This is a genomic window from Serratia sp. CY44782 (genome assembly GCF_052168715.1).
Taxonomy (GTDB): Bacteria; Pseudomonadota; Gammaproteobacteria; order Enterobacterales; family Enterobacteriaceae; genus Serratia; species Serratia nevei.
The window spans coordinates 217,768-239,850 of sequence record NZ_JBJNME010000003.1 but is presented as its reverse complement, the minus strand read 5'-3'; the positions used below and the strand labels follow the sequence as shown (position 1 = coordinate 239,850).

The following is a 22,083-nucleotide window of genomic DNA, read 5'->3' as shown; positions in this document are numbered from 1 at the left end:
CATGCAGTCTATCTCGCGGATTATATTGGCATTTTATTTAGCCTGCAGGCCTGAGGAACACAGCGTGAAGCGTTCAGTATCAGTGGTAATCGGCGGCATATTGCTGCCTTTAGCGGCGCAGGCGGCGGAAACGACGCCCAATTTTCCTACCATGACCCCGCCGGCGATAGACGCCGCCTCTTACGTTTTGATGGATTACACCACCGGCCAGGTGTTGGCCGCCGGCAATGCCGACGAACGGCGCAACCCGGCCAGCCTGACTAAACTCATGACCGGATTGGTGATCGACCACGCGCTCGATCAGCACAAGATTGGCCTCGACGATGTCGTCACCGTGGGGAAAGACGCCTGGGCGCAGGGCAACCCGGTGTTCAAAGGATCTTCGCTGATGTTCCTGAAGCCAGGTGACAAGGTCACGGTGCGCGATCTCAGCCGCGGTATCATCATCGATTCCGGCAACGACGCCTGCGTAGCGATGGCGGACTATGTGGCGGGCAGCCAGGCCAACTTCGTCAAGCTGATGAACGAGAAGAGCGCGCAGCTGGGCCTGCAGAACACCCATTTCGAAACGGTACACGGGCTGGATGCGCCGGGGCAGTTCACCACCGCCGGCGATCTGGCGGTGATTGCGCGCGCCATCATCATGAGTGAACCGGCGGAATACCATATGTACAGCGAGAAGTCGCTGACCTGGAATGGCATTACGCAGCAGAACCGCAATGGCCTGCTGTGGGATAAGACGCTGCACGTCGATGGGTTGAAAACCGGGCACACCGCCTCGGCCGGCTTCAACATCATCGCCTCCGCCACCGAAGGGGATCGCCGTCTGATTGCCGTGGTGATGGGCGGTAAAAGCTCTAAAGGGCGTGAGGAGCAGGCGCGTAAGCTGTTGACTTGGGGGTTACGTGACTTTGCCACCGTACACCTGTTCAGCGCCGGCCAAAGCCTGGGGGAAGAGCCAGTCTGGTACGGCGAGAATCACCGGTTACCGGTCGGTAGCGCGCAAGAGCAATCGCTCAGCCTGCCAAAAAAAGAAGCGGACAAGCTGAAGGCGCAGTACGTGATCAACACCGCGCGGCTGGAAGCGCCGATTGGCAAAGGGCAGACCGTCGGCGAGATCCGCATCAGCGACAATGGCCAGGTGGTGAAAACCCTGCCGCTGGTGGCGCTGCAGGCGGTGCCGCAGGGCGGCGTGTTCTCGCGCCTGGTGGATTACGTGAAGCTGAAGCTCTGACTCGCCGGGCGGGCGACGGCGCCCGGTGGTATACTGGTGCGAATGCCGATCATTGAGCCGCGCTATGGATATTAAACAACTGATTTATTTGTGTAATTTAGAACGAGAACGCCACTTCGGCCGGGCGGCGGAGGCCAGCTTCGTTAGCCAGCCGACGCTGTCCATGCGATTGAAAAATCTGGAAAAAGAGCTGGGCGTTTCGCTGATTAACCGCGGCAACCATTTCGGTGGTTTTACCGCCGAAGGCGAGCGGGTGCTGGCGTGGGCGCGTGAGATCGTCTCGGTTTACCAGGGGCTGAAGCTGGAGGTGGAGTCGCTCAAGCACGGCTTGCACGGCACGCTGCGCCTTGGCGTGGTGCCGCAGTGCAGTATCTCGGTATCGGAAATGCTCAAGGCGGTCAGCGAGCGTTACCCGCATCTCGATTATCGGCTGGCGGTGCTGAGCGCCGATCAACTGCTGGAGGCGCTGACGGCGCATACCGTCGACATCGGCATCGGCTTTTTCGAGCTGTCGACCTTAAAGGAGCTGCATTTCCAATCGCAACCGCTGGTGGAAACCGGCGTCGAGCTGGTATTTCATCCGCAACACTTCCCGAAGCTGGTGGGCGACACGCCGTTGCCGCTGGAGGCAGTGGCCGCGTTGCCGCTGTGCCTGGCCGAGCCGACGCGTTATTTCCGTCGCTATCTCGATCAGCACTTCCGCGACGCCGGGTTAACGCTGCACACGCGGCTGGAAACCGCTTCGATCTTCCAACTGCTGGAGGGGATTTTCGTCGGCCTGGGCTGCGGGTTGTTCCCACGCGGCCAACTGCAATCACCGCTGATGCCGGCGTTGCAACGGCGTCCGGTGGCCATCGGAGCCATGCCGCGCCATGCGGCGGTGGTGGTCGATATGGCGGAGCGCGCCACGCCGCTGGCGCAAAAATTCTTCGACGCTGCCAGCGAGTGGTTGCGCCAGCAGAATGTCTAAAACGCGGCGTATCGCGCCGGTAATCAGGCCGCGTAGCGATCTTCAGTCGGCGGCGATAAAAGATTCGGCATCGCCCAGCGTTTGGCGCAGGCGGTTTTCCCAGCCATAGAGCGCGGCGGTGAGAATCACCTCCAGCGCCTGCGCCTGATTCAAGCCGCTGTTGAACAACGGTTGCACGCTCTGCGGGGTGAATTTCTCCGGTGCGCGCGTCAGCTCGGCGGCGGTGTGGATCACCGCGCGTTTGACCGTATCCTCGGTAAACGCCAATCCCTGAGGCAACCCGCTGAACAGCGCCTGCGCCAGTCCGTCATCCTGTAGCTCTTGCGCAACGGTAGCCGCGCAGTAACGGCTGCCGTTGATGCGCGAGACGGCCAGGGTCGCCAGCGCTTTCAAGCGGCTCGATAACCCGTACCCTTCGGCATTGATGCCATTAAACACGCCGTTGCGCTCGCGCAGTGCGGCGGCATTGTGCGCCAACAGCAGATAGTAAGATTCGGCGCGCGCCTGTGGATGGCTCTGATCCAGCACGTCAAGCTGTTCAGCGGCGGCGGTTTCCACGTCGATCGGCGGCAGGCGTGCAGTCCAGCTCAACTCTTCGGTGCTGAAAGCGACGCCATCGGCGTCTTCGACGTTAGGGAAACCGGGCACCACCACCGCCGGTCGGCCGGCCAACGCCGCCACGCCCGCCACCACGCGCGCCTGATAGCTGACAAAACCGATGACCTGCGAGAAGGTGACAATATCCGCCGGGCTCAGCCCGACGTCGCCAAGCTGTTGCAGCGCCTTGCGGCAAATCAGCGTGGGCTGGCTGGCGAGCTGGCGGGCGTATTGGGTGATCTGGGCGAGGCGGATATTGCTTTCCCGGGAGGCGTCCGGGCTGTGCAGCGGGGCGAGGCGGGCGGCATAGTGGCTACAAAGTGACTGCACGCCGGTCACCTGCGCGACGGTCAGCGCGGTGCTGAGGCGATCGTATGGTGACAATGTCACGTGTCGTGATAACGACACCTGGTCGGGAAACAGGGCGTGGTAACCGGCCAGTGAGGCGTTGAATACCCCAGCGCGGGCGCTGAGCGCGCTATTTAACGCTTCATCGGCGAAGGCGCCCAGTCCCAGCAGAAAACGATCGCGCAGGGTAGCCGCCTGCGGCTCCAACGGTGCATCGCCACGCACGCTGCTTTGGGTTTCGTGATACCACTGGGCGTTATGTTGTCGACGGAGTCGTTCCATAGGGTCAATCCTTAATCATGGTCAACAGCCGCCGGTATGTACGGCAGCGGCGGCTGGACAAAGAGGCAACATGCCCGCAGGCGGGGCGAAAGGCGGATTTAGCGCAGCTCATCGCAGCACAGCGCGTGGCCGTAAACAGAGAAACCGGCGGCCAGCGTGAGCAAAAACTGCGTGAGGCGGCGATGGCGAAGGCTGTTCATCAGTGCGATATCCTGTCGTATGAGAGGCTCAACGTAGGGGATATCCTCACCGATCGCCCAGGCGAGATAAAATAATGTTACGGACTAATCAATAACTGAAAGGAATAAAATATAAGGATATATAACAATATTGTAATTTGCATGTGCGCTTTCTCGCTAAGCGGCAGGCGCGCGCGGCAATAAAAAACCCGCCGCAGCGGGTTTGCATGTACAGCCGTGGCTCAAAAACGCCCGCCGTCGCGTCGCCAGGCGTCGGCGGTCAGCGCCTCGCCGAAGTGGCTGGCGATAAGCCGCTTGGTCAATTCGTGCAGCGGCGCCGCCAATACCTCGGCGGTGCTGCCGCGTTCGACGATTTCCCCTTCGTGCATCACCAGCACCTGGTCGCTGATATGCTTCATCATGCCGAGGTGCTGGGTGACATAGATATAGGCAATGCCGTGTTTTTCCTGCAGCTCCAGCATCAGGTTGATGATTTGCGAGCGCATCGACATGTCCAGCGAGGCCAGCGCCTCATCGGCGACGATCACTTTCGGCTGCAGGATCAGCGCACGCGCCAGCGCGACGCGCTGTTTCTGCCCGGAAGCCAGCATGTGCGGATAGTAGTAGGCGTGATCCGGCAGCATGCCGACCTGGCGCAGCGTCTGGTTGATGCGCTGCTCGCGCTCGGCGGGTTCCAGATCGGTGTTCAGCCGCAGCGGCGCGTCCAGCAGCTGGCCGATGCGTTGGCGCGGATTGAGCGAGGTGCTCGGATCCTGAAAAATCATGCGAATGCGCTGGCTGCGATAGCGATAATCGCCGAATTCCAGCGGGTGATCGTCGATCAGCAGTTCGCCGGCGGTCGGTTCCACCATGCCGGAGAGCATCTTCGCCAGCGTGGACTTGCCGGAGCCGTTCTCGCCGATCACCGCCAGCGTCTGGCCTTCGCGCAGGGTAAAGCTGACGGATTTCACCGCCTCGACGTGCTGGCGACGGAACAGCCCGGTGCGGTAGCGGTAGGTTTTGCTCAGGTTGCGCACTTCCAACAGCGTTTCCATGTTATTGCTCCTCCATGTTCAGCGGGAAGTGGCAGGCGAAGAAGTGGTTTTTGACCGGGCGCAGGCGCGGCGTTTCGATGCACTTCTTCTGCGCGTAAGGGCAGCGCGGCCCCAGACGGCAGCCGATCGGCAGGTGTTCCAGCGAAGGAATGGCACCCGGCAGCGTGTTCAACCGGCTCTTGTGCGGCAGCGAGCGGCCGAAGTCCGGCATGGCGCGGATCAGCGCCTGGGTGTAAGGGTGGTGCGGCGCCGCCAGCAGCTCTTCGCACTGGGCGCTTTCCACCGTTTGCCCGCAGTACAGCACGTTCACCCGGTCGGCCCACTTGCTCATCATCTGCAAATCGTGGCTGATCAGCAAAATGGTAGTGTTGTTGTTCTGGTTGAGACGCGCCAACAGGCGGAAAATCTGCGCCTGGGTGGTCGGCTCCATGGCGTTGGTCGGCTCATCGGCGATCAGCAGGCGCGGCTGGTTGGCCAGCGCGATGGCGATCATCACTTTCTGGCACTCGCCTTCGGTCAGCTCGTACGGGAAGCTGCCCATAATGTCGTCGTGATCCTTGATGCCGACGCGGTGCAGCAGTTCGATGGCGCGGCGTTTGCGCCAGTTGAAGCGTTGCCACCAGCGGCCCTTGTAGGTCCAGCCCGGGATGGCCTGCGCCAGCTGGCGGCCGATGCTCTCGGAAGGATCCAGACAGGACTGTGGCTCCTGGAAGATCATCGAGACGTTGTGACCCACCAGCCTGCGCCGCTCGCGCGGGCTCAGCTGCAGCAGATCGATGTCGTCGAAGCGGAAGCGATCGGCGGTGACGCGCCAGTTGTCTTTGGTCACGCCGCAGATGGCTTTGGCGATCAGGCTCTTGCCGGAGCCCGATTCGCCCACCAGGCCGCGCACCTCGCCCTCGGTCAGCGTCATGCTGACGCGATCGACCGCCTTGACCGGCCCTTCGGCGGTCATAAATTCAATCGTCAGATTGCGGATATCGAGTAACGGCATTATTCCACCCCGGCATTGATTGCGCGGCGCATACCGTCGCCTAACAGGTTAACCAGCAGCACGCTGACGAGGATGGCCGCGCCGGGCAGCATCACCGTCCAGGGCGCGACGTACACCAGCTCAAGCGAATCGCCGAGCATCGCTCCCCATTCCGGCGAAGGCAGTTGCGCGCCGAGATCGAGGAAGCCGAGCGCGGCGATATCCAAAATGGCCATCGACAGCGCGCGGGTGAACTCGGTCACTAGCACCGCCGCGATGTTCGGCATCACTGCGTACCACAAGATCTGCAGCGTGGAAGCGCCGTCGAGCCGCGCTGCCACCACGTATTCTTTCTCCAGCTCGTCGTGCACCGCGCTGTAGATGGTGCGCACCATGCGCGGCAGCAAGGCGAGCCATACCGCCAGCATGGCGTGTTCAAGTTTGGGGCCGATAAACGCCACCACCACGATCGCCAGCAGCAGCGACGGGATGGACAGCAGGGTATCGAGAATGTGGTTGAGCACCGCCGAGCGCAGCCCGTGGGTGACGCCGGCGAACACGCCGAGGATCACCCCGCAGAACGCCGCGGCCAGCGTCACCGCCAGCGCCGAGCCGAAGGTGGCGGCAGTGCCGGTCAGTAGCCGGCTGAGGATGTCGCGCCCGAGATCGTCGGTGCCGAGAAAGAACGACACGTTGCCGTAGCGCGACCAGGACGGCGGCAGCAGCTGATAGCCGAGGAACTGCTGATCCAGCGCGTAGGGCGCCAGCAGGCTGCCGAACAGCGACAGCAACAGCAGGGCGATCACCCCGTAAAAACCGATCATCGCCAGCGCATCGCCGTAGAAAATCCGCCAGGTGTAGCGCAGCGGGCTCGGCATCTTTTTCTCGCGGTATACGTTATCGAAGGGCATACCATTCCTTATGTTTCAGCGGGTTGGTTGCCGCACCCAGAATGTCGGCCAGGACGTTAATGGTGATCACCAGCGTGCCGACCACCATGACGCCGGCGGAGATCGCCGCATAGTCCTGCTGGCGAATGGCGTTGATCAGCCACCGGCCGAGGCCCGGCCAGCTGAACACCACTTCAGTGATCATCGCCAGCGTGAGCATGGTGGAGAACTGCAGCCCCAGCTTGGGGATGATCGGCGGCAGCGCATTGTGCAACACGTGCCGGCGAATGATGGTAAAGCGTGACAGGCCGCGGGTGGCGGCGGCCTTGATGTAGTTTTGGCTCAGCACGTCGTCGGTGCTGATGCGCATCAGGCGCACCACTTCGGTGGTGGGGGCCACCGCCAGCGCGGCGATCGGCAGGATCATGTGGCGCAGGGCGCTGCCGATCATCTCGGCGCGGTACGGCGAGTCCGACAGCCAGGCGTCGATCAGCGCGAAACCGGTGATCGGCTTCACCTGATACAACAGGTCGAAACGGCCGGAAACCGGCAGCCAGCCCAGGTGTAGCGAGAAGAACAGCATCAGCAGCAGCGCCAGCCAGAACACCGGCATCGAGAAGCCCAGCAGCGCGAAGGTGCTGATGGCGGTGTCCTGCCACTTGCCGCGCAGCACGCCGGCGATGATGCCCAGCGGAATACCGATAAACAGCGCCAGGGCGAAGGCCAGCAGGCACAGTTCCATGGTGGCCGGGAACACTTCGCGCAGCTGTTCGCTGATCGCCTGGCCGTTGATGCTGGAGACGCCGAAGTCCCAGTGCAGCAGGCTGACGAAATAGAACTGATAGGCGTCCAGCAGGGCGGCGCCGTTCAGCGGCGCGCGCGGCGTGAAATAACTCAGGCTGAAGCTGACCAGCGTCAGGAAGAACAGCGTGATCAGCAGCAGCAGAATGCGGCGCAGGGTAAAGATAATCACTTTTTCACCTCCGGCGCGGATTCACGGTACACCCCGGCGAACGAGGCGTTGCCGAACGGGCTCAGCACCAATCCTTTGATGTCGTAGCGGTAGGCCTGCAGCCGCAGGGAAGAGGCTAGCGGCAGCACCGGCAGTTGCTGCTCAAGGATCTTCTGCGCCTTGCGGTAGTTGTCGATGCGCTGAGACAGCTGCTGCGACAGCAGCGCGTTCTGCAGCACCTCATCGAAGCCCGGGTCACACCAGTGAGCATAGTTGGTTTGCGAACGGATTGCCGCGCAGCTTAGCAGCGGCCGGAAGAAGCTGTCCGGGTCGTTGCTGTCGGTGGCCCAGCCGGTCAGGGTCAGATCGTGGTTCATCTCCATCAGGCGCGCCTCCTGGAAGCGGCCCTCTACCGGCACGATGGTGACGTTGATGCCCACCTGGCCGAGATCGGCCTGGATCAGCTCGGCGGTTTTCAACGGGCTCGGGTTGTAAGACTGCGAAGCGGTCGGCACCCACAGCTTCAGGTTCAGCTGGCCGACGCCGGCCTGCCGCAGCATCTCGCGCGATTTGGCCGGATCGTATTCGGTGACGTGCGCGTCGTTGTCATAGGCCCAGGAGGCGCGCGGCAGGATCGAAGCGGCGGTTTCCGCCGTACCGTAATAGATCGACTGCATCAACCGCTGGTTGTTGATCGCCAGCGAGATCGCCTGGCGCACGTTGAGGTTGTCGAGCGGCGGTTTGCGGGTGTTGAACGCCAGGTAGGCGATGTTCATCCCCGGGCGCAGCGTCAGGCGCAGGCGCGGATCGTCGCGCAGGATAGACAGCTGGCTGGCCGCCGGATAGGCCAGCACGTCGCATTCGCCGGTCAGCAGTTTGGAGAGGCGGCCGGTGCCGCCTGCGCCCAGATCGATCACCACCTGCGGCATGCGCGGCAGGCCTTTCCAGTAGGCGGCGTTGCGCGCCAGGCGAATATATTGCCCCGAGCGGTATTCATTGAGCAGGAACGGGCCGCTGCCGACCGGTTCGCGGTCGATCAGCTCCTGATGACCTTCGCGCGTCAGCGTGTCGGCGTATTCGGCGGACAGCACCGGCGCGTAGTGGGTCGCCAGGTGCCACAGGAACGAGGCGTCCGGCGACTGCAGGCGGATCTCCACCGTGTAGTCGTCGAGCTTTCTCACGCTCTGCACCGAATCGCCGAACTGCAGGCTGTCGAAATAGGGGTATTCGCCGCCGTTGACGTCGTGATACGGGTGCTTTTGGTCAAATACGCGTGCGAAGCTGAACACCACGTCGTCGGCGTTCATCTTGCGGGTGGGCGTGAACCAGGCGGTGGTCTGGAACGGCACGTCCTTGCGCAGATGGAAGCGGTAGGTGGCGCCGTTGTCCAGCACCTCCCAGCTTTGGGCCAGCTCGGGGATCAGCCGGTAGGTGTAGGGATCAACATCCAACAGGCGATCGTACAGCTGGGCGGCCAGGGTATCCACCGTCAGGCCGCTGCTGGCCATTTGCGGGTTAAAGGTATTCAGTATGCCGCTGACGCAATAGACAAAGCCGCTCTGGCGAATGTCCGGCAGCGGCGCCGCGCTGGGTGCGGGCGGTGTTGTCGCGGCCAGGGCGGAGCCCGTCAGGCACAACGACAATATCCAAAAGGGTAAACCACGCATAGAGGCTCATGGGTTAATCAGCAATAGCGTTAGTGTATCGCACTCTGACCGGCAGCCCAATCCATTGAGCAAAATCGCTGAGTTTTCTGCGACTTGATTAATCAGGTCGCCCAACGGCGTGAAAAAAATCTTATTTGATATGTTATAACATAACAAAATCATGATACCGTTCCCCGGCAAAGTCACAATAACGCAAGGGGATGTATGAACGAAGTTGCACTTCCACCACGCCGTTCGCTGCCGGACGCTCAGGCATGGCGCGGCGAAATGAGTGATGTCGGGCTCGATTGGGTCGGGATGCAAGGGATCGCACTGCCGCTGGAACTGGCCGGCAAGCCACTGATGGCCAAAGTCGACGCCGGCATCAACCTGCGCGCCGAAGCGGCGGGCGAACGGGGTATTCACATGTCGCGCCTGTATCTGGCGCTGGATGAATTGACGCAGGGCGAGCTGACGCCGCAGCGCATCGGCCGAACGCTGCAGGCCTTTCTGGATTCGCAGCCGGAACACAGCGATCGCGCCAGCCTGACGCTCAGCGGCGAGCTGCTGTTGTCTCGCCCGGCGTTGCTTTCGCCGCAGCGCGGCTGGAAGGCTTACCCGCTGCGCATCGAGGCGACCCTGACGAACACGCTGACGCTGGCGCTGACCGTCGGTGTGCCTTACTCCTCTACCTGCCCGAGTTCGGCGGCGCTCAGCCGTCAGTTGGCGCAGCAACAGTTTCAGTTTGATTTTGAACAGGCGGCGGAGCGGGTCAGCCAACGCCAGGTGAGCGAGTGGCTGTTGGAGCAGGGAATGCCGGCCACCCCTCACAGCCAGCGCAGCTGGGCCTGGGTCACCGTGACGCCCGAGAATGAACGGGCGTTCGAACCGGTGAAATTGATCGACCGCATCGAACACGCGCTGGGCACGCCGGTACAAACGCTGGTGAAACGCCGCGACGAGCAGGCCTTCGCGCTGGCCAACGGCCAGAACCTGATGTTTTGCGAAGACGCGGCGCGCCGTCTGCATCGCATGCTGCGCAGCCAGTGCGATTACCGCGCCTTCTCGCTGCGCGTCGAGCATCAGGAGAGCCTGCATGCCCACAATGCGGTGGCGGAGCTGAGCTGGCGGGGAGAAAATCATGCTGCGTAAAAATCCCAGCGGCCATCTGCCGCAGGTCTCGCCGCTGGCCTACATCGACCCCACCGCCATTATTTGCGGCCGGGTGATCGTCGAAGATTTCGTTTACGTCGGCCCTTATGCGGTGATCCGCGCCGACGAGTTGAACGCCGCCGGCGACATGGAGCCGATCGTCATCGGCTCGCACTCCAATATTCAGGACGGCGTGGTGATCCACTCCAAGAGCGGGGCGGCGGTCACCATTGGCCGTTACAGCTCGATCGCCCACCGCGCCATCGTCCACGGCCCGTGTCGCATCGACGATCGGGTGTTTATCGGTTTCAACAGCGTGCTGTTCAACTGCCACATCCAGTCCGGCTGCGTGGTGCGTTACAACGCGGTGGTGGACGGCGTGATGCTGCCTGAAAACCGCTACATCCCCTCGACCGAGCGCGTAGGGCCGGACAGCGACCTGTCGCGCTATCGCCAGGTCGATCGCGGCGCGCTGCAGTTTTCGGAAGAAGTGGCCGCCACCAACGTTGAGCTGGTTCGCGGTTACCAGGCATTACGCAATGAATTTTAATGAGGCTCCCATGAAACAACTTCCCGTGACCGTGCTTTCCGGCTTTCTCGGCGCCGGCAAAACCACGGTGCTGAACCACATCCTGAACAACCGGCAGGGCATGCGCGTGGCGGTGATCGTCAACGACATGAGCGAAGTGAACATCGACGCCGCGCTGGTGGAAAATGCCGTGCATCTTGATCGCCAGGAAGAGAAGCTGGTGGAGATGAGCAACGGCTGCATTTGCTGCACGCTGCGCGAAGACCTGCTGGTCTCGGTGCGTGAGCTGGCGCAGGACGGGCGTTTCGATTACCTGCTGATCGAATCGAGCGGCATCTCCGAGCCGCTGCCGGTGGCGGAAACCTTTACCTTTGAGGACGAAAAGGGCGAAAGCCTGTCGCAGTTCGCCCGGCTGGATACCCTGGTGACGGTGGTCGACGGGGTGAATTTCATCCAGCAGTACCAGCAGGCGCAAAGCCTGCAGGAGGCCGGCCAAAGCCTGGGCGAGGACGATCTGCGCAGCGTGGCGGATCTGCTGATTGAGCAAATTGAGTTCTGCGACGTGATCCTGGTCAGCAAGACCGATCTGTTGACGCCATCCCAGCAAGGCGAAGTGATGGCGCTGCTGGCCAGCCTGAACCCCGATGCCCGCATTGTGCCGATCGCGCCGGGCAAACTGCCGCTGGAGGCGGTGCTGAATACCGGCAGCTTCAGCTTTGAAAAGGCGCAGCAGGCGCCCGGCTGGCTGAAAGAGCTGCGCGGCGAACACGTGCCGGAAACGGAAAACTACGGCATCAGCAGCTTCGTCTACCAGGCGCGGCGGCCGTTTGCGCCGGACAAGTTTTATCGGGTGATCAACGGCGATTGGGGCGGCGGCAAGCTGCTGCGCTCGAAAGGCTTTTTCTGGCTGGCGACGCGGCCGCGGCAGGCCGGGCAGTGGAGCCAGGCAGGGGGCATCGCCCACTACGGCCTCGCGGGCACCTTTTGGCGCGCCATTCCGCAAGACAATTGGCCACAGGATCCCGAAACGCGGGCGCACATTCAGGAAAAATGGGTGGAGCCGTTCGGCGACATGCGCCAGGAGCTGGTGTTTATCGGTCAGCATCTGCAACAGGCGACGATCGTGCGTTTGCTGGACGACTGCCTGCTGAGCGACGATGAAATGGCCGCCGGCGTGGACTATTGGCTAGACATGGCAGACCCGTTCCCTGAGTGGTAATTGCGCAATCTTCGTGTGGTAATGAGAAAAATTCTCAACAAAGTGCTTTACAGACGATACTGATAACTATTATCATCGCCTGGCAGTTCACGGAAGGCCACAGTTTGCGGCTCTGATGTGGAAGGCACGACATTGCTCACATTGCTTCCAGTGTTTTTTAAGCCAGCTCGGGTGCTGGCTTTTTTTTTGCCTGTTATTCCTCGTCCGCTTCGCCATTTTGCAGCAGCGCATGCTTTTTCAGCATGCCGCGCAGCTGGTGATAGGTGAGCCCCAGCAGCTGCGCCGCCTTGCGCTGATTAAAGCGCCCCTGCTGCAGCGCCGCTTCGATCAATGTCTTTTCCTGCTCCAGCTGCCAGTGTTTCAAATCCAGCGGCAGCGGCGGTAACGCGCCGGCGTCTTCAGGAACGGACGCGACCGGCGTGGCCTCGCGTGGCGCAAACGGGTTAATGACGATGTCGTCCAGCGGGCTGTCGCTGTCACCGTGGCGATAAACCGAGCGCTCCACCACGTTTTTCAGTTCGCGCACGTTGCCCGGCCAGCCATACTCGAGCAACGTTCGCCTGGCATGTTCGGTAAAGCCGGGAAACAGCGGCAGCGCCAGCTCGCGGCACATTTGAATGGCGAAATGCTCGGCCAGCAGCATGATATCGGGCCGCCGTTGGCGCAGCGGCGGCAGCTGCACCACGTCGAACGCCAGCCGATCCAGCAGATCGGCGCGGAATTTGCCCGCCGCCGCCAGCGCCGGCAGATCGTCATTGGTGGCGCACACCAGACGCACATCCACCCGCAGCGGCTGGCTGCCGCCCACGCGCTCCAGCTGGCCGTATTCGATCACCCGCAGCAATTTCTCCTGCACCAGCATCGGCGCGGTCGCCAGCTCATCGAGAAACAGCGTGCCGCCGTCGGCGCGCTCGAAGCGCCCCAGATGGCGCTTTTGCGCGCCGGTAAACGCGCCGGCCTCGTGGCCGAACAGCTCGGAATCCAGCAGGTTTTCATTCAGCGCCGCGCAGTTAAGCGAGATGAACGGCCCTTGCCAGCGGTTGGAAAGGTAGTGCAGACGGTGGGCGATCAGCTCCTTGCCGGTGCCGCGCTCACCGATCACCAGCACCGGCTTGTTCAGCTTGGCGACCTGGGAGACTTGCTCCAAGACTTCGACAAAGGCGTTTGCCTCGCCCAACAAATTCTCTGGCTGTTCGTTCATGATGAAATTCGCCAATGTTTGGTGAAAATAATCACTCTACAGCAAGCGTGCAGAGAGTCAAAAAATAGTATTCGTTAATTTTCAGTAATATAAAAGTTGGCACGGGTTTTGATTATATCTTTGGGCAAGCTGTACGACTTAACGCGGCGCTTCAGACGCCATCAGAACCAAGAGGAAGTGAATTATGGGTATTTTTTCTCGTTTTGCCGACATCGTGAACGCCAACATCAACACCCTGCTGGACAAGGCGGAAGATCCGCAGAAGCTGGTGCGGTTGATGATCCAAGAGATGGAAGACACGCTGGTTGAAGTCCGCTCTACGTCGGCGCGCGCGCTGGCGGAGAAAAAGCAGCTGCTGCGTCGCATCGAGCAGGGTGAAAACCAGATAAGCGACTGGCAGGAAAAAGCCGAACTGGCGCTGCGCAAAGATAAAGAAGATCTGGCCCGTGCGGCGCTGATCGAAAAACAAAAGGTGGCCGATCTGATCGCCACGCTGACGCAGGAAGTGGCTACAGTAGAAGAAACGCTGGCGCGCATGAAGAGCGAAATCGGCGAGCTGGAAAACAAGCTGACCGAAACCCGCGCGCGGCAGCAGGCGCTGGCGCTGCGCCATCAGGCCGCGTCTTCCTCGCGCGAAGTGCGCCGCCAGCTCGACAGCGGCAAGCTGGATGAGGCGATGGCGCGTTTCGAGCAGTTCGAGCGCCGCATCGACCACATGGAAGCCGAAGCGGAAAGCATCAGCATCGGTAAAAAGAAGTCGCTGGACCAAGAGTTTGCCGAACTGAAGGCCGACGACGCCATCAGTGAGCAACTGGCGGCACTGAAAGCCAAGATGAACCGCTCAGAGTAAGGCGAACCGCGGCCACACGCCGGAGGTGGCCGCCGATCCAGGACCCGATAAGAAGGAATAACAATGAGTGCTTTATTACTTGCCATTCCGCTGACAATTTTCGTGCTGTTTGTCGCGCCGATTTGGCTTTGGCTGCATTACAGCAATCGGCAACAGACCGGCATCCAGCTGAGTCAGCAAGAAATGCAGCGCCTGGCGCAGCTGGCGGAAGACGCCAAACGCATGCGTGAACGCATTCAGGCGCTGGAAGAAATCCTCGATGCGGAACACCCGAACTGGAGACAGTCCTGATGAGCACGACGCTGGGCAGTAAAAAGCTTTATCGCGTTCCCGAAGAAGGCATGGTGAAAGGCGTCTGCGCCGGTTTGGCCCACTATTTCGACGTGCCGGTACGCCTGATCCGCGTGATGGTGGTGCTGTCGCTGTTCTTCGGGCTGTTCTTCTTCACGCTGGTGGCCTATATCGCGCTGGTGTTCGTGTTGGACGAAGCGCCGGCCAGCCGTTTCGAAGGCGAGCATCAGAAGACGCCGCGCCAGCTGCTCGATCAGCTGGAGTATGAGCTGGGCAGCGGCGAGCAGCAGCTGCGTCAGGTCGAACGCTACGTGACGTCCGATACCTTCGGCGTACAGAGCCGTTTCCGCAAGCTGTAACCCTTCTTGCGATACCCGGCCTGCACAGGCCGGGTATCTTCGCCGCCGTTATCCCATAAATGTAACCTTAATCGTCTTGTGCCGGAGGGCATTGTCATGAATAAAATCGATGTCGCGAACACCGCCAAAACGGGTGGATTTAAACGAGGAGCGGCGGCAATGTTGAAGACATTGGCTAAAGTCATCATCATAGCGTTATTGAACTATGGCCCGGCGGGCGCCGCCGGCTGGCTGTTGAAAACCGTCGGCCGCAAACCGGTGCGCTTCGTGCTGGCGCTGGTGCTGGAACCGCTGTTCCGTAAAGGCCTGAACAAGGCATTCGGGCGTTACGTCAAGGAGAGCAATGAAACGACTGCAAAATGAGTTAACCTCGCTGGTCAACCGCGGAATGGATCGCCATCTGCGCCTGGCGGTGACCGGCCTGAGCCGCAGCGGCAAAACCGCCTTTATCACCGCCTTCGTCAACCAACTGCTGCATGTGCACAGCGGCGCGCGCATGCCGCTGTTTTCACCGGTGCGCGAAGAGCGCCTGCTAGGCGTCAAACGCATCCCGCAGCGCGATCTCGGCATCCAGCGTTTCACCTATGACGAAGGGCTGGCGCAGCTGTACGGCACGCCGCCGGCCTGGCCGACGCCGACGCGCGGCGTCAGCGAAATTCGTCTGGCGCTGCGTTACCGCTCCAACGACTCGCTGCTGCGCCACTTTAAAGACACCTCCACGCTGTACCTGGAGATCGTCGATTATCCCGGCGAATGGCTGCTAGATCTGCCGATGCTCGAGCAGGATTACCTGGCCTGGTCGCGCCAGATGACCGGGCTGCTGCAGGGTGAACGCGCCGAATGGGCCAAGCCCTGGCTTGAGCTGTGCAAGGCCTGCGATCCGCTGGCCCCGGCCGATGAAAACCGCCTGGCGGCGATCGCCCAGGCCTACACCGATTATCTGCTGCGCTGCAAAAGCGAAGGGCTGCACTTCATTCAGCCGGGGCGTTTCGTGCTGCCGGGCGACATGGCCGGCGCGCCGGCGCTGCAATTTTTCCCCTGGCCCGACGTGGCCGCGATCGGCGAATCGAAGCTGGCGCAGGCCGACAAACACACCAACATCGGCATGTTGCGCGCTCGCTTCAACTACTACTGCCAGTCGATCGTCAAAAACTTCTACAAAGAGCATTTTGTCCGTTTCGATCGGCAAATCGTGCTGGTCGACTGCCTGCAGCCGCTCAACAGCGGCCCGCAGGCGTTCAACGACATGCGTCTGGCGCTGACCCAGCTGATGCAGAGCTTCCATTACGGCAAGCGCACGCTGTTTCGCCGCTTGTTCTCGCCGACCATCGACAAACTGATGTTCGCCGCCACCAAGGCGGATCATATCACCGCCGATCAGCACGCCAATCTGGTGTCGCTGCTGCAACAGCTGGTGCAGGAGGCGTGGCAGAACGCGGCGTTCGAAGGCATCAGCATGGATTGCGTCGGCCTGGCCTCGGTGCAGGCGACCGAGAGCGGTATCGTCGATCATCAGGGGCAACGCATTCCGGCGCTGAAGGGCAACCGCCTGAGCGACGGCGCGCCGCTGACGGTGTTCCCCGGCGAAGTGCCCGCCCGCCTGCCGGGGCCGGCGTTCTGGCAGAGCCAGGGGTTCCACTTCGATGAGTTTCGTCCGCGCGCCATGAGCGTGGACAGCCCGTTGCCGCACATCCGTCTGGATGCGGTGATGGAGTTTTTATTGGGAGACAAATTGCGATGAGCGAGCCGATCAAACCGCGTATCGATTTTGACGAGCCGCTGCAGCCGCCGCAGGAGCCGGCGTTGCGCGCCGGCGTCGCTTTCGATGCCGAACAGGCAGAAAGCTTCTTTCCGGCGGCGCCGGAGCTGCAGCAGGAAGAGGAAGAAGGGCGCGCCGAAGGCATCATCAACGCCGCGCTGAAACCTAAACGCAGCCTGTGGCGCAAAATGGTCACCGCCGGCCTGGCGCTGTTCGGCGTCAGCGTGGTGGCGCAGGGTGTGCAGTGGGTGCATACCGCCTGGGTGCAGCAGGACTGGATCGCCATGGGCGGCGGCGTGGCCGGCGGCCTGATCGTGTTCGCCGGCGTCGGTTCGGTGGTCACCGAGTGGCGGCGTTTGTATCGGCTGCGCCAGCGCGCGGAAGAGCGCGACGTGGCGCGCGAGCTGTTGCATAGCCACGGGCTGGGGCAAGGGCGCGAATTCTGCGAGAAGCTGGCGCGTCAGGCCGGGCTGGATCAGGGGCATCCGGCGCTACAGCGCTGGCAGGCGTCGCTGCATGAAACGCAAAACGATCGTGAAGTGGTGGAGCTGTACGCCAAACTGGTGCAGCCGGTGCTCGATAACCAGGCGCGGCGCGAAATCAGTCGCTCCGCCGCCGAGTCGACGCTGATGATCGCCGTCAGCCCGTTGGCGCTGGTGGATATGGCGTTTATCGCCTGGCGCAACATCCGTTTGATCAACCGCATCGCCGCGCTTTACGGCATCGAGCTGGGCTACTTCAGCCGCATTCGTCTGTTCCGGCTGGTGCTGTTGAACATCGCCTTCGCCGGTGCTTCCGAGCTGGTGCGCGAAGTGGGCATGGACTGGATGTCGCAGGATCTGGCGGCGCGGCTGTCGGCGCGCGCGGCGCAGGGCATCGGCGCCGGCTTGTTGACCGCGCGGCTGGGCATCAAGGCGATGGAGCTGTGCCGCCCGCTGCCGTGGCTGGAAGGGGAAAAGCCGAAGCTTGGCGATTTCCGCAGCCAGCTGATCGGCCAGTTGAAAGACACGCTGAAAAAGAGCGACGGCAAGGCCAAATAACCCCCACGACGGCGCTCTCAGGAGCGCCGTTTTCTCAACGGCGCTGACGCCGGACGTAATCGAGACTTGACGATAGTCGATCCCCCTGTGAGTGCATGATAAATCTCTGCAAAATTAATTCTGGTTGTGATAACTATCTGTTTGTAGGCTAAAATGACGCCGATGCTGTTATCCGCTTGCGTTTAAAATCAGCAACCACGGCAATAAATCAGAGTTCTGTCAACTTTTGCTGACAGATCGCTTCTACCGCCCGGTGCGAGGGAGTATCATCATCGTCAACGATCCCCGCACCTGCAGAGATAAGGCCAACACTGATGCGTTTGGAAGTATTTTGCGAAGACCGCCTCGGTCTCACTCGAGAATTACTCGATCTTTTGGTATCGCGCAGCATTGACTTACGTGGCATCGAGATCGATCCCATCGGCCGCATTTACCTTAATTTCTCCCAGCTGGATTTCGATACTTTCCGCGCGCTGATGGCGGAGATCCGCCGCATCGCCGGCGTAACCGACGTGCGCACCGTCAGCTTTATGCCTTCCGAACGCGAGCATCGCGCGCTGCGTGCGCTGCTGGAATCGATGCCGGAACCGGTGTTCTCTATCGATATGAAGGGCAAGGTCGAGCTGGCCAACCCGGCGGCACAGGCGCTGTTCAGCCTGAACGAAGACAAGATCCGCAACCAGACCGCCGGAGCGCTGATCGGCGGCTATAACTTCAGCCGCTGGCTGGAGAGCGAGCATACGGCGCCGCACTCCGAGCGGGTGGTGATTCGCAGCCAGGACTTCCTGATGGACATCACGCCCATCTATCTGGAAGACGAACAGCAGCAGCAAGCCGCGGTCGGCGCGGTGGTGATGCTGAAGTCCACCGCGCGCATGGGCCGCCAGCTGCAAAATCTGTCGGTGAACGACGATACCGAATTCGACCACATCGTCGCGGTAAGCGCCAAGATGCGTCACGTGCTGGAGCAGGCGCGCAAGTTGGCGATGCTCGATGCGCCGCTGCTGATCGTCGGCGATACCGGTACCGGCAAGGATATTTTGGCCCGCGCCTGCCATTTGCGCAGCCCGCGCGGCAAACAGCCATTCCTGGCGCTGAACTGCGCTGCACTGCCGGATGACGTGGTGGAGAGCGAGCTGTTCGGCCATGCGCCGGGCGCTTATCCCAACGCGCTGGAAGGCAAGAAAGGCTTCTTCGAGCAGGCCAATGGCGGTTCGGTGCTACTGGATGAGATCGGCGAAATGTCGCCGCGCATGCAGACCAAACTGCTGCGTTTCCTCAACGACGGCACCTTCCGTCGCGTTGGCGAAGAGCATGAGGTGCACGTCGACGTGCGCGTGATCTGCGCCACCCAGAAAAACCTCACCGAGCTGGTGCAGCGCGGCGAATTCCGCGAAGACCTCTATTACCGCCTCAACGTGCTGACCATCACCATCCCGCCGCTGCGCGAGCGTCCGCAGGACATCATGCCGCTGACCGAGCTGTTCGTGGCGCGCTTCGCCGATGAGCAGGGTGTGGCGCGGCCCAAGCTGGCGAGCGATCTGGGCGGCTTCCTCAGCAAGTACGGCTGGCCGGGCAACGTGCGCCAGCTGAAAAACGCCATCTACCGCGCGCTGACGCAAACCGAAGGCTACGAGCTGCGGCCGCAGGATATCGTGTTGCCGGAGTTCGAGGTGGAGATGTCGCTGGGCGACGAGGTGCTAGACGGCTCGCTGGACGACATCAGCAAGCGTTTCGAGCGCTCGGTGCTGACGCGCCTGTATCGCACCTATCCCAGCACCCGCAAGCTGGCGAAGCGCCTGGGCGTTTCCCATACCGCCATCGCCAACAAGCTGCGCGAGTATGGCCTGAGCAGCCGTAAAGGCGGCGCCGAGGGCGAGGAATAAGAAAGGCGCCTTGCGGCGCCTTTAACGGGTTTCCAAAGCCGGCGTTCGCCGGCTTTGTTATTTCAGCGCAGCCAGCGCTGCGTCGTAGTCCGGCTCGGTGGTGATTTCGTTCACCAGCTCGCTGTACAGGACGTTGTCCTGGCCATCCAGCACCACGACCGCACGCGCGGTCAGGCCTGCCAACGGGCCTTCGGCGATTTCGACGCCGTACGCCTGCTTGAACTCGGCGCCGCGCAGGGTGGACAGGGTGACCACATTGCTCAGGCCTTCCGCGCCGCAGAAGCGAGACTGCGCGAACGGCAGATCGGCGGAGATGCACAGCACCACGGTGTTATCCAGGCCGCTGGCCAGCTGGTTGAATTTACGCACCGAAGTCGCGCAGACGCCGGTATCGATGCTTGGGAAGATGTTCAGGACTTTGCGTTTACCCGCGAAGCTGCTCAGCGCTACGTCTGACAGGTCTTTGGCAACCAGTGAGAAGGCCTTGGCCTGTTCGCCCTGCTGTGGCAGTTTGCCCGCTACGCTGACCGGATTGCCTTGAAAATGTACTGTCTGAGTCATTGCTAGATTCCTTTTACAGGTGTTTATACAAAGGGCATGAACCTGATGAAACGGCGCACCGGCAACGGCATTTAACATCAGGTTCACACCCTGGCACCAGTTTATGACAACCGGGGCGGATTGGATATCAAAGTTTGCTAAATAGTTGTATATATTAGGCTGTTCTATAAAACATCACCGGCGCATCAGCCTGGCTGAATGCGCAGTTTTCGCTCAGGAGCCGTTATGAGAGACATGCGTTTTTACCCGGAAGCCTGGCCGCTGCATACCGCCTTCGTGATTGCGCGCGGCAGCCGCACCGAAGCCCGGGTGGTGGTGGTCGAAATCGAACAGCAGGACGTGCGCGGCATCGGTGAGTGCACGCCGTACCCGCGCTATGGCGAGAGCGAGGAGTCGGTGATGGCGCAGCTGGCGGAGATGGCACCGGCGATCGCACAAGGCATGACCCGCGAACAGCTGCGGGTGCAGATGCCGGCGGGCGCCGCGCGCAACGCGCTGGATTCGGCGCTGTGGGATCTGGAGTGTCGCCTGCACGGGCAGAGCCTGTGGCATCTCAGCGGCGTGACGGCCCCGGCGCATATCCGTATGGCGCAGACCGTCAGCATCGGCACGCCGGAAGCGATGGCCTTCGCCGCGCGTGAACTGGAGCAGCAGGGCGCTACGCTGCTGAAGATCAAACTCGACGATCACTATATCAGCGAACGATTGGTCGCGATCCGCGCCGCGGTACCCCAGGCGACGCTGATCGTCGACGCCAATGAATCCTGGCAGGCGGAAGGGCTGGCGGCGCGCTGCCAGCTGCTGGCCGATCTCGGCGTGGCGATGCTGGAGCAGCCGCTGCCGGCCGGTGACGACGCCGCGCTGGAGCACTTTATTCATCCGCTGCCGATCTGCGCCGATGAAAGCTGCCACACCCGCGCCGATCTACCTCGGTTGGCGCAGCGCTATCAGATGGTCAACATCAAACTGGACAAGACCGGTGGCTTGACCGAGGCGTTGGCGCTGGCGCAGGCCGCGCGCGAACAGGGGTTCGCCATCATGCTCGGCTGCATGTTGTGTACGTCGCGGGCGATATCCGCCGCCTTGCCGCTGGCGCCGGCGGCGCGCTTCGTCGATCTGGACGGCCCGACCTGGCTGGCGCGGGACGTCGAACCGGGCCTGGCGTTCGAATGCGGGGCGATCGTCGATATCGCCCCGTAGGGATTAATTCGGGTAGGTCAGCAGCTCGGTCATCGCGTCGATGTAGCGCTCGCTGGCGGCATCGGCGGAGATCGGCGGGAATTCGGCGGTGATGCACGGCAGCGACAGATCCGCGCACCAGCTGCCGAACGAACCGGGCGTTTCATAACCGACGCTGGTCACCAGCGGCAGCTCGAACTTGTGCGCCAGCCAAACGCCGAGCCGCGAGCTGGCGGGATCTTCGATGCAGGCCAGCGGCTCATGGAACGACACCACCCAGTGCGGCTTCAGGCGATGGATAAGGTGACATAGCGCCTGAGTTTCCGGTTCGGAACCGGGGCGCCCGCCGGTGGAGAGCTTGACGTCACGCACTGGAGCCGCGCTGTTCCAACGGTAGACGGTGTCGCCGGAGCGCCAGTTGGCGGCCGGGAAGTTGCGGTTAAGATCGACACCGTTGGCATTGGCGCGCAGCCCCAGCTGGCAGCCGTCGGGGTTAACCGCCAACACCACGTGGTGGCGCAGCCGCTCGGGGGCGATGCTGCGCAGCGCGCAGGAGAGAGTCACGATGGCGGCGCTCTCATCGCCGTGGGTGCCGGCGATGATCAGCCCGGTCTCCGGGCCGCTGACCGCCGCCGGAAAATAGAGCAGCGGTGCGCCCAGCAGCGAGCTGCCATAGTTCTCTCCTGCGATGGCCAACTGGCCACGTTCACTGCGCGGTCGATGTTCGGTCATGGTGTTGTCCCTGGGTTAAAGGTCGAGAGTCATTATCATTTTATTCAGTGTATTACGCTTTGAGACATCTTTCCCATCGCAATTGTGCGGCGTTTGCGCGATCTGTGAGGCTGCGGCGGCGAAAACGCCAATTAAACCGCACCTGGCCTGACGCTGTTGTTATACTAACGGCAGTGCTAAGCCAATCACCCGCAAGAGG

Annotated in this window: 22 protein-coding genes; 13 read left to right on the top strand and 9 right to left on the bottom strand. The window is 61.8% G+C overall.

The window, feature by feature from the left end; genetic code table 11:
* Nucleotides 1–64: 64 nt before the first annotated feature.
* Together dacD and ACJ8HT_RS07080 are read left to right on the top strand one after the other, a co-directional pair.
* Nucleotides 65–1,234, top strand: a complete 1,170-nt coding sequence (gene dacD / locus ACJ8HT_RS07085) for a serine-type D-Ala-D-Ala carboxypeptidase DacD (RefSeq protein ID WP_197652921.1) — start codon at nucleotides 65–67, stop codon at nucleotides 1,232–1,234.
* 64 nt (nucleotides 1,235–1,298) lie between these two features.
* Complete coding sequence (locus tag ACJ8HT_RS07080) at nucleotides 1,299–2,204, top strand: LysR family transcriptional regulator (protein WP_025303008.1); 906 nt, start codon at nucleotides 1,299–1,301, stop codon at nucleotides 2,202–2,204.
* 42 nt (nucleotides 2,205–2,246) lie between these two features.
* Here the strand turns inward: ACJ8HT_RS07080 and ACJ8HT_RS07075 are convergent, their stop codons facing one another.
* From ACJ8HT_RS07075 to sapA, 6 genes are all read right to left on the bottom strand, one after another.
* Nucleotides 2,247–3,431 carry a CMD domain-containing protein gene (locus ACJ8HT_RS07075; RefSeq protein ID WP_197652920.1) on the bottom strand — a complete coding sequence of 395 codons (1,185 nt, stop codon included), beginning with the start codon at nucleotides 3,429–3,431 and terminating at the stop codon, nucleotides 2,247–2,249.
* Between the two features lie 421 nt (nucleotides 3,432–3,852).
* Nucleotides 3,853–4,665 (bottom strand): putrescine export ABC transporter ATP-binding protein SapF, encoded by an 813-nt coding sequence (gene sapF / locus ACJ8HT_RS07070; RefSeq protein ID WP_123895076.1) that lies wholly within the window; start codon nucleotides 4,663–4,665, stop codon nucleotides 3,853–3,855.
* A gap of 1 nt (nucleotide 4,666) precedes the next feature.
* The gene (gene sapD, locus ACJ8HT_RS07065; protein WP_019452674.1) at nucleotides 4,667–5,659 is read right to left on the bottom strand and encodes a putrescine export ABC transporter ATP-binding protein SapD; all 993 of its coding nucleotides are present in this window, start codon (nucleotides 5,657–5,659) and stop codon (nucleotides 4,667–4,669) included.
* Complete coding sequence (sapC, locus tag ACJ8HT_RS07060; RefSeq protein WP_004930580.1) at nucleotides 5,659–6,549, bottom strand: putrescine export ABC transporter permease SapC; 891 nt, start codon at nucleotides 6,547–6,549, stop codon at nucleotides 5,659–5,661. The genes sapD and sapC overlap by 1 nt, the downstream gene beginning before the upstream one ends.
* Entirely contained in the window at nucleotides 6,536–7,501 is a 966-nt protein-coding gene (gene sapB, locus ACJ8HT_RS07055) for a putrescine export ABC transporter permease SapB (RefSeq protein ID WP_038880380.1), read from the bottom strand. Before sapB ends, sapC begins: the two co-directional genes overlap by 14 nt.
* Entirely contained in the window at nucleotides 7,498–9,147 is a 1,650-nt protein-coding gene (sapA, locus tag ACJ8HT_RS07050; RefSeq protein WP_049202406.1) for an ABC transporter substrate-binding protein SapA, read from the bottom strand. Before sapA ends, sapB begins: the two co-directional genes overlap by 4 nt.
* 204 nt (nucleotides 9,148–9,351) lie before the next feature.
* Between sapA and folE2 the strand changes: the two genes are divergently transcribed.
* From folE2 to zigA, 3 genes are read left to right on the top strand one after another with little or no spacing between them, the layout of a single operon-like run.
* Entirely contained in the window at nucleotides 9,352–10,278 is a 927-nt protein-coding gene (folE2, locus tag ACJ8HT_RS07045) for a GTP cyclohydrolase FolE2 (protein WP_197652919.1), read from the top strand.
* The gene (locus ACJ8HT_RS07040) at nucleotides 10,268–10,828 is read left to right on the top strand and encodes a carbonate dehydratase (RefSeq protein WP_197652918.1); all 561 of its coding nucleotides are present in this window, start codon (nucleotides 10,268–10,270) and stop codon (nucleotides 10,826–10,828) included. Before folE2 ends, ACJ8HT_RS07040 begins: the two co-directional genes overlap by 11 nt.
* Before the next feature lie 10 nt (nucleotides 10,829–10,838).
* Entirely contained in the window at nucleotides 10,839–12,026 is a 1,188-nt protein-coding gene (gene zigA / locus ACJ8HT_RS07035) for a zinc metallochaperone GTPase ZigA (protein ID WP_197652917.1), read from the top strand.
* A 193-nt stretch (nucleotides 12,027–12,219) separates the two neighbouring features.
* On the opposite strand, the gene pspF is transcribed toward zigA, so the two are convergent.
* Nucleotides 12,220–13,227: a phage shock protein operon transcriptional activator gene (pspF, locus tag ACJ8HT_RS07030; RefSeq protein WP_064290019.1), complete on the bottom strand. Its 1,008-nt coding sequence runs from the start codon at nucleotides 13,225–13,227 to the stop codon at nucleotides 12,220–12,222.
* 184 nt (nucleotides 13,228–13,411) lie between these two features.
* Here pspF and pspA point away from each other — a divergent pair, with 184 nt between their 5' ends.
* The 7 genes from pspA to tyrR all read left to right on the top strand — a co-directional run bounded on the left by pspA (nucleotide 13,412) and on the right by tyrR (nucleotide 19,412).
* Nucleotides 13,412–14,077 (top strand): phage shock protein PspA, encoded by a 666-nt coding sequence (gene pspA, locus ACJ8HT_RS07025; protein WP_194572046.1) that lies wholly within the window; start codon nucleotides 13,412–13,414, stop codon nucleotides 14,075–14,077.
* A 63-nt stretch (nucleotides 14,078–14,140) separates the two neighbouring features.
* Nucleotides 14,141–14,368: an envelope stress response membrane protein PspB gene (gene pspB, locus ACJ8HT_RS07020; protein ID WP_004930553.1), complete on the top strand. Its 228-nt coding sequence runs from the start codon at nucleotides 14,141–14,143 to the stop codon at nucleotides 14,366–14,368.
* Nucleotides 14,368–14,727: an envelope stress response membrane protein PspC gene (gene pspC / locus ACJ8HT_RS07015; protein ID WP_004930552.1), complete on the top strand. Its 360-nt coding sequence runs from the start codon at nucleotides 14,368–14,370 to the stop codon at nucleotides 14,725–14,727. The genes pspB and pspC overlap by 1 nt, the downstream gene beginning before the upstream one ends.
* Nucleotides 14,728–14,823: 96 nt before the next feature.
* Nucleotides 14,824–15,090, top strand: coding sequence for a phage shock protein PspD (gene pspD, locus ACJ8HT_RS07010; RefSeq protein ID WP_072035771.1), 267 nt, complete (start codon nucleotides 14,824–14,826; stop codon nucleotides 15,088–15,090).
* Nucleotides 15,071–16,468, top strand: coding sequence for a YcjX family protein (locus ACJ8HT_RS07005; protein WP_038880359.1), 1,398 nt, complete (start codon nucleotides 15,071–15,073; stop codon nucleotides 16,466–16,468). The genes pspD and ACJ8HT_RS07005 overlap by 20 nt, the downstream gene beginning before the upstream one ends.
* Entirely contained in the window at nucleotides 16,465–17,526 is a 1,062-nt protein-coding gene (locus ACJ8HT_RS07000; RefSeq protein WP_004930545.1) for a YcjF family protein, read from the top strand. The genes ACJ8HT_RS07005 and ACJ8HT_RS07000 overlap by 4 nt, the downstream gene beginning before the upstream one ends.
* Nucleotides 17,527–17,840: 314 nt before the next feature.
* Nucleotides 17,841–19,412, top strand: a complete 1,572-nt coding sequence (gene tyrR / locus ACJ8HT_RS06995; protein WP_102984598.1) for a transcriptional regulator TyrR — start codon at nucleotides 17,841–17,843, stop codon at nucleotides 19,410–19,412.
* A 57-nt stretch (nucleotides 19,413–19,469) separates the two neighbouring features.
* Here tyrR and tpx read toward each other — a convergent pair whose 3' ends face one another.
* A complete protein-coding gene (tpx, locus tag ACJ8HT_RS06990) occupies nucleotides 19,470–19,973 on the bottom strand; it encodes a thiol peroxidase (RefSeq protein WP_004930536.1) in 504 nt (167 codons plus the stop codon).
* A gap of 225 nt (nucleotides 19,974–20,198) precedes the next feature.
* Here tpx and ycjG point away from each other — a divergent pair, with 225 nt between their 5' ends.
* Nucleotides 20,199–21,173, top strand: a complete 975-nt coding sequence (gene ycjG / locus ACJ8HT_RS06985; RefSeq protein ID WP_060418587.1) for an L-Ala-D/L-Glu epimerase — start codon at nucleotides 20,199–20,201, stop codon at nucleotides 21,171–21,173.
* 3 nt (nucleotides 21,174–21,176) lie between these two features.
* Here ycjG and mpaA read toward each other — a convergent pair whose 3' ends face one another.
* The gene (gene mpaA / locus ACJ8HT_RS06980; RefSeq protein WP_194572049.1) at nucleotides 21,177–21,884 is read right to left on the bottom strand and encodes a murein tripeptide amidase MpaA; all 708 of its coding nucleotides are present in this window, start codon (nucleotides 21,882–21,884) and stop codon (nucleotides 21,177–21,179) included.
* Nucleotides 21,885–22,083 lie beyond the last annotated feature (199 nt).

Coding starts and splice junctions, on each gene's coding strand:
- pspC (WP_004930552.1), top strand. CDS start 14,368: ATGAGCACGACGCTGGGCAGTAAAAAGCTTTATCGCGTTCCCGAAGAA.
- ACJ8HT_RS07075 (WP_197652920.1), bottom strand. CDS start 3,431: ATGGAACGACTCCGTCGACAACATAACGCCCAGTGGTATCACGAAACC.
- ACJ8HT_RS07040 (WP_197652918.1), top strand. CDS start 10,268: ATGCTGCGTAAAAATCCCAGCGGCCATCTGCCGCAGGTCTCGCCGCTG.
- tyrR (WP_102984598.1), top strand. CDS start 17,841: ATGCGTTTGGAAGTATTTTGCGAAGACCGCCTCGGTCTCACTCGAGAA.
- ACJ8HT_RS07080 (WP_025303008.1), top strand. CDS start 1,299: ATGGATATTAAACAACTGATTTATTTGTGTAATTTAGAACGAGAACGC.
- pspD (WP_072035771.1), top strand. CDS start 14,824: ATGAATAAAATCGATGTCGCGAACACCGCCAAAACGGGTGGATTTAAA.
- pspF (WP_064290019.1), bottom strand. CDS start 13,227: ATGAACGAACAGCCAGAGAATTTGTTGGGCGAGGCAAACGCCTTTGTC.
- sapC (WP_004930580.1), bottom strand. CDS start 6,549: ATGCCCTTCGATAACGTATACCGCGAGAAAAAGATGCCGAGCCCGCTG.
- sapA (WP_049202406.1), bottom strand. CDS start 9,147: ATGCGTGGTTTACCCTTTTGGATATTGTCGTTGTGCCTGACGGGCTCC.
- ycjG (WP_060418587.1), top strand. CDS start 20,199: ATGAGAGACATGCGTTTTTACCCGGAAGCCTGGCCGCTGCATACCGCC.
- tpx (WP_004930536.1), bottom strand. CDS start 19,973: ATGACTCAGACAGTACATTTTCAAGGCAATCCGGTCAGCGTAGCGGGC.
- pspA (WP_194572046.1), top strand. CDS start 13,412: ATGGGTATTTTTTCTCGTTTTGCCGACATCGTGAACGCCAACATCAAC.
- mpaA (WP_194572049.1), bottom strand. CDS start 21,884: ATGACCGAACATCGACCGCGCAGTGAACGTGGCCAGTTGGCCATCGCA.
- zigA (WP_197652917.1), top strand. CDS start 10,839: ATGAAACAACTTCCCGTGACCGTGCTTTCCGGCTTTCTCGGCGCCGGC.
- sapF (WP_123895076.1), bottom strand. CDS start 4,665: ATGGAAACGCTGTTGGAAGTGCGCAACCTGAGCAAAACCTACCGCTAC.
- folE2 (WP_197652919.1), top strand. CDS start 9,352: ATGAACGAAGTTGCACTTCCACCACGCCGTTCGCTGCCGGACGCTCAG.
- sapD (WP_019452674.1), bottom strand. CDS start 5,659: ATGCCGTTACTCGATATCCGCAATCTGACGATTGAATTTATGACCGCC.
- ACJ8HT_RS07005 (WP_038880359.1), top strand. CDS start 15,071: ATGAAACGACTGCAAAATGAGTTAACCTCGCTGGTCAACCGCGGAATG.
- ACJ8HT_RS07000 (WP_004930545.1), top strand. CDS start 16,465: ATGAGCGAGCCGATCAAACCGCGTATCGATTTTGACGAGCCGCTGCAG.
- pspB (WP_004930553.1), top strand. CDS start 14,141: ATGAGTGCTTTATTACTTGCCATTCCGCTGACAATTTTCGTGCTGTTT.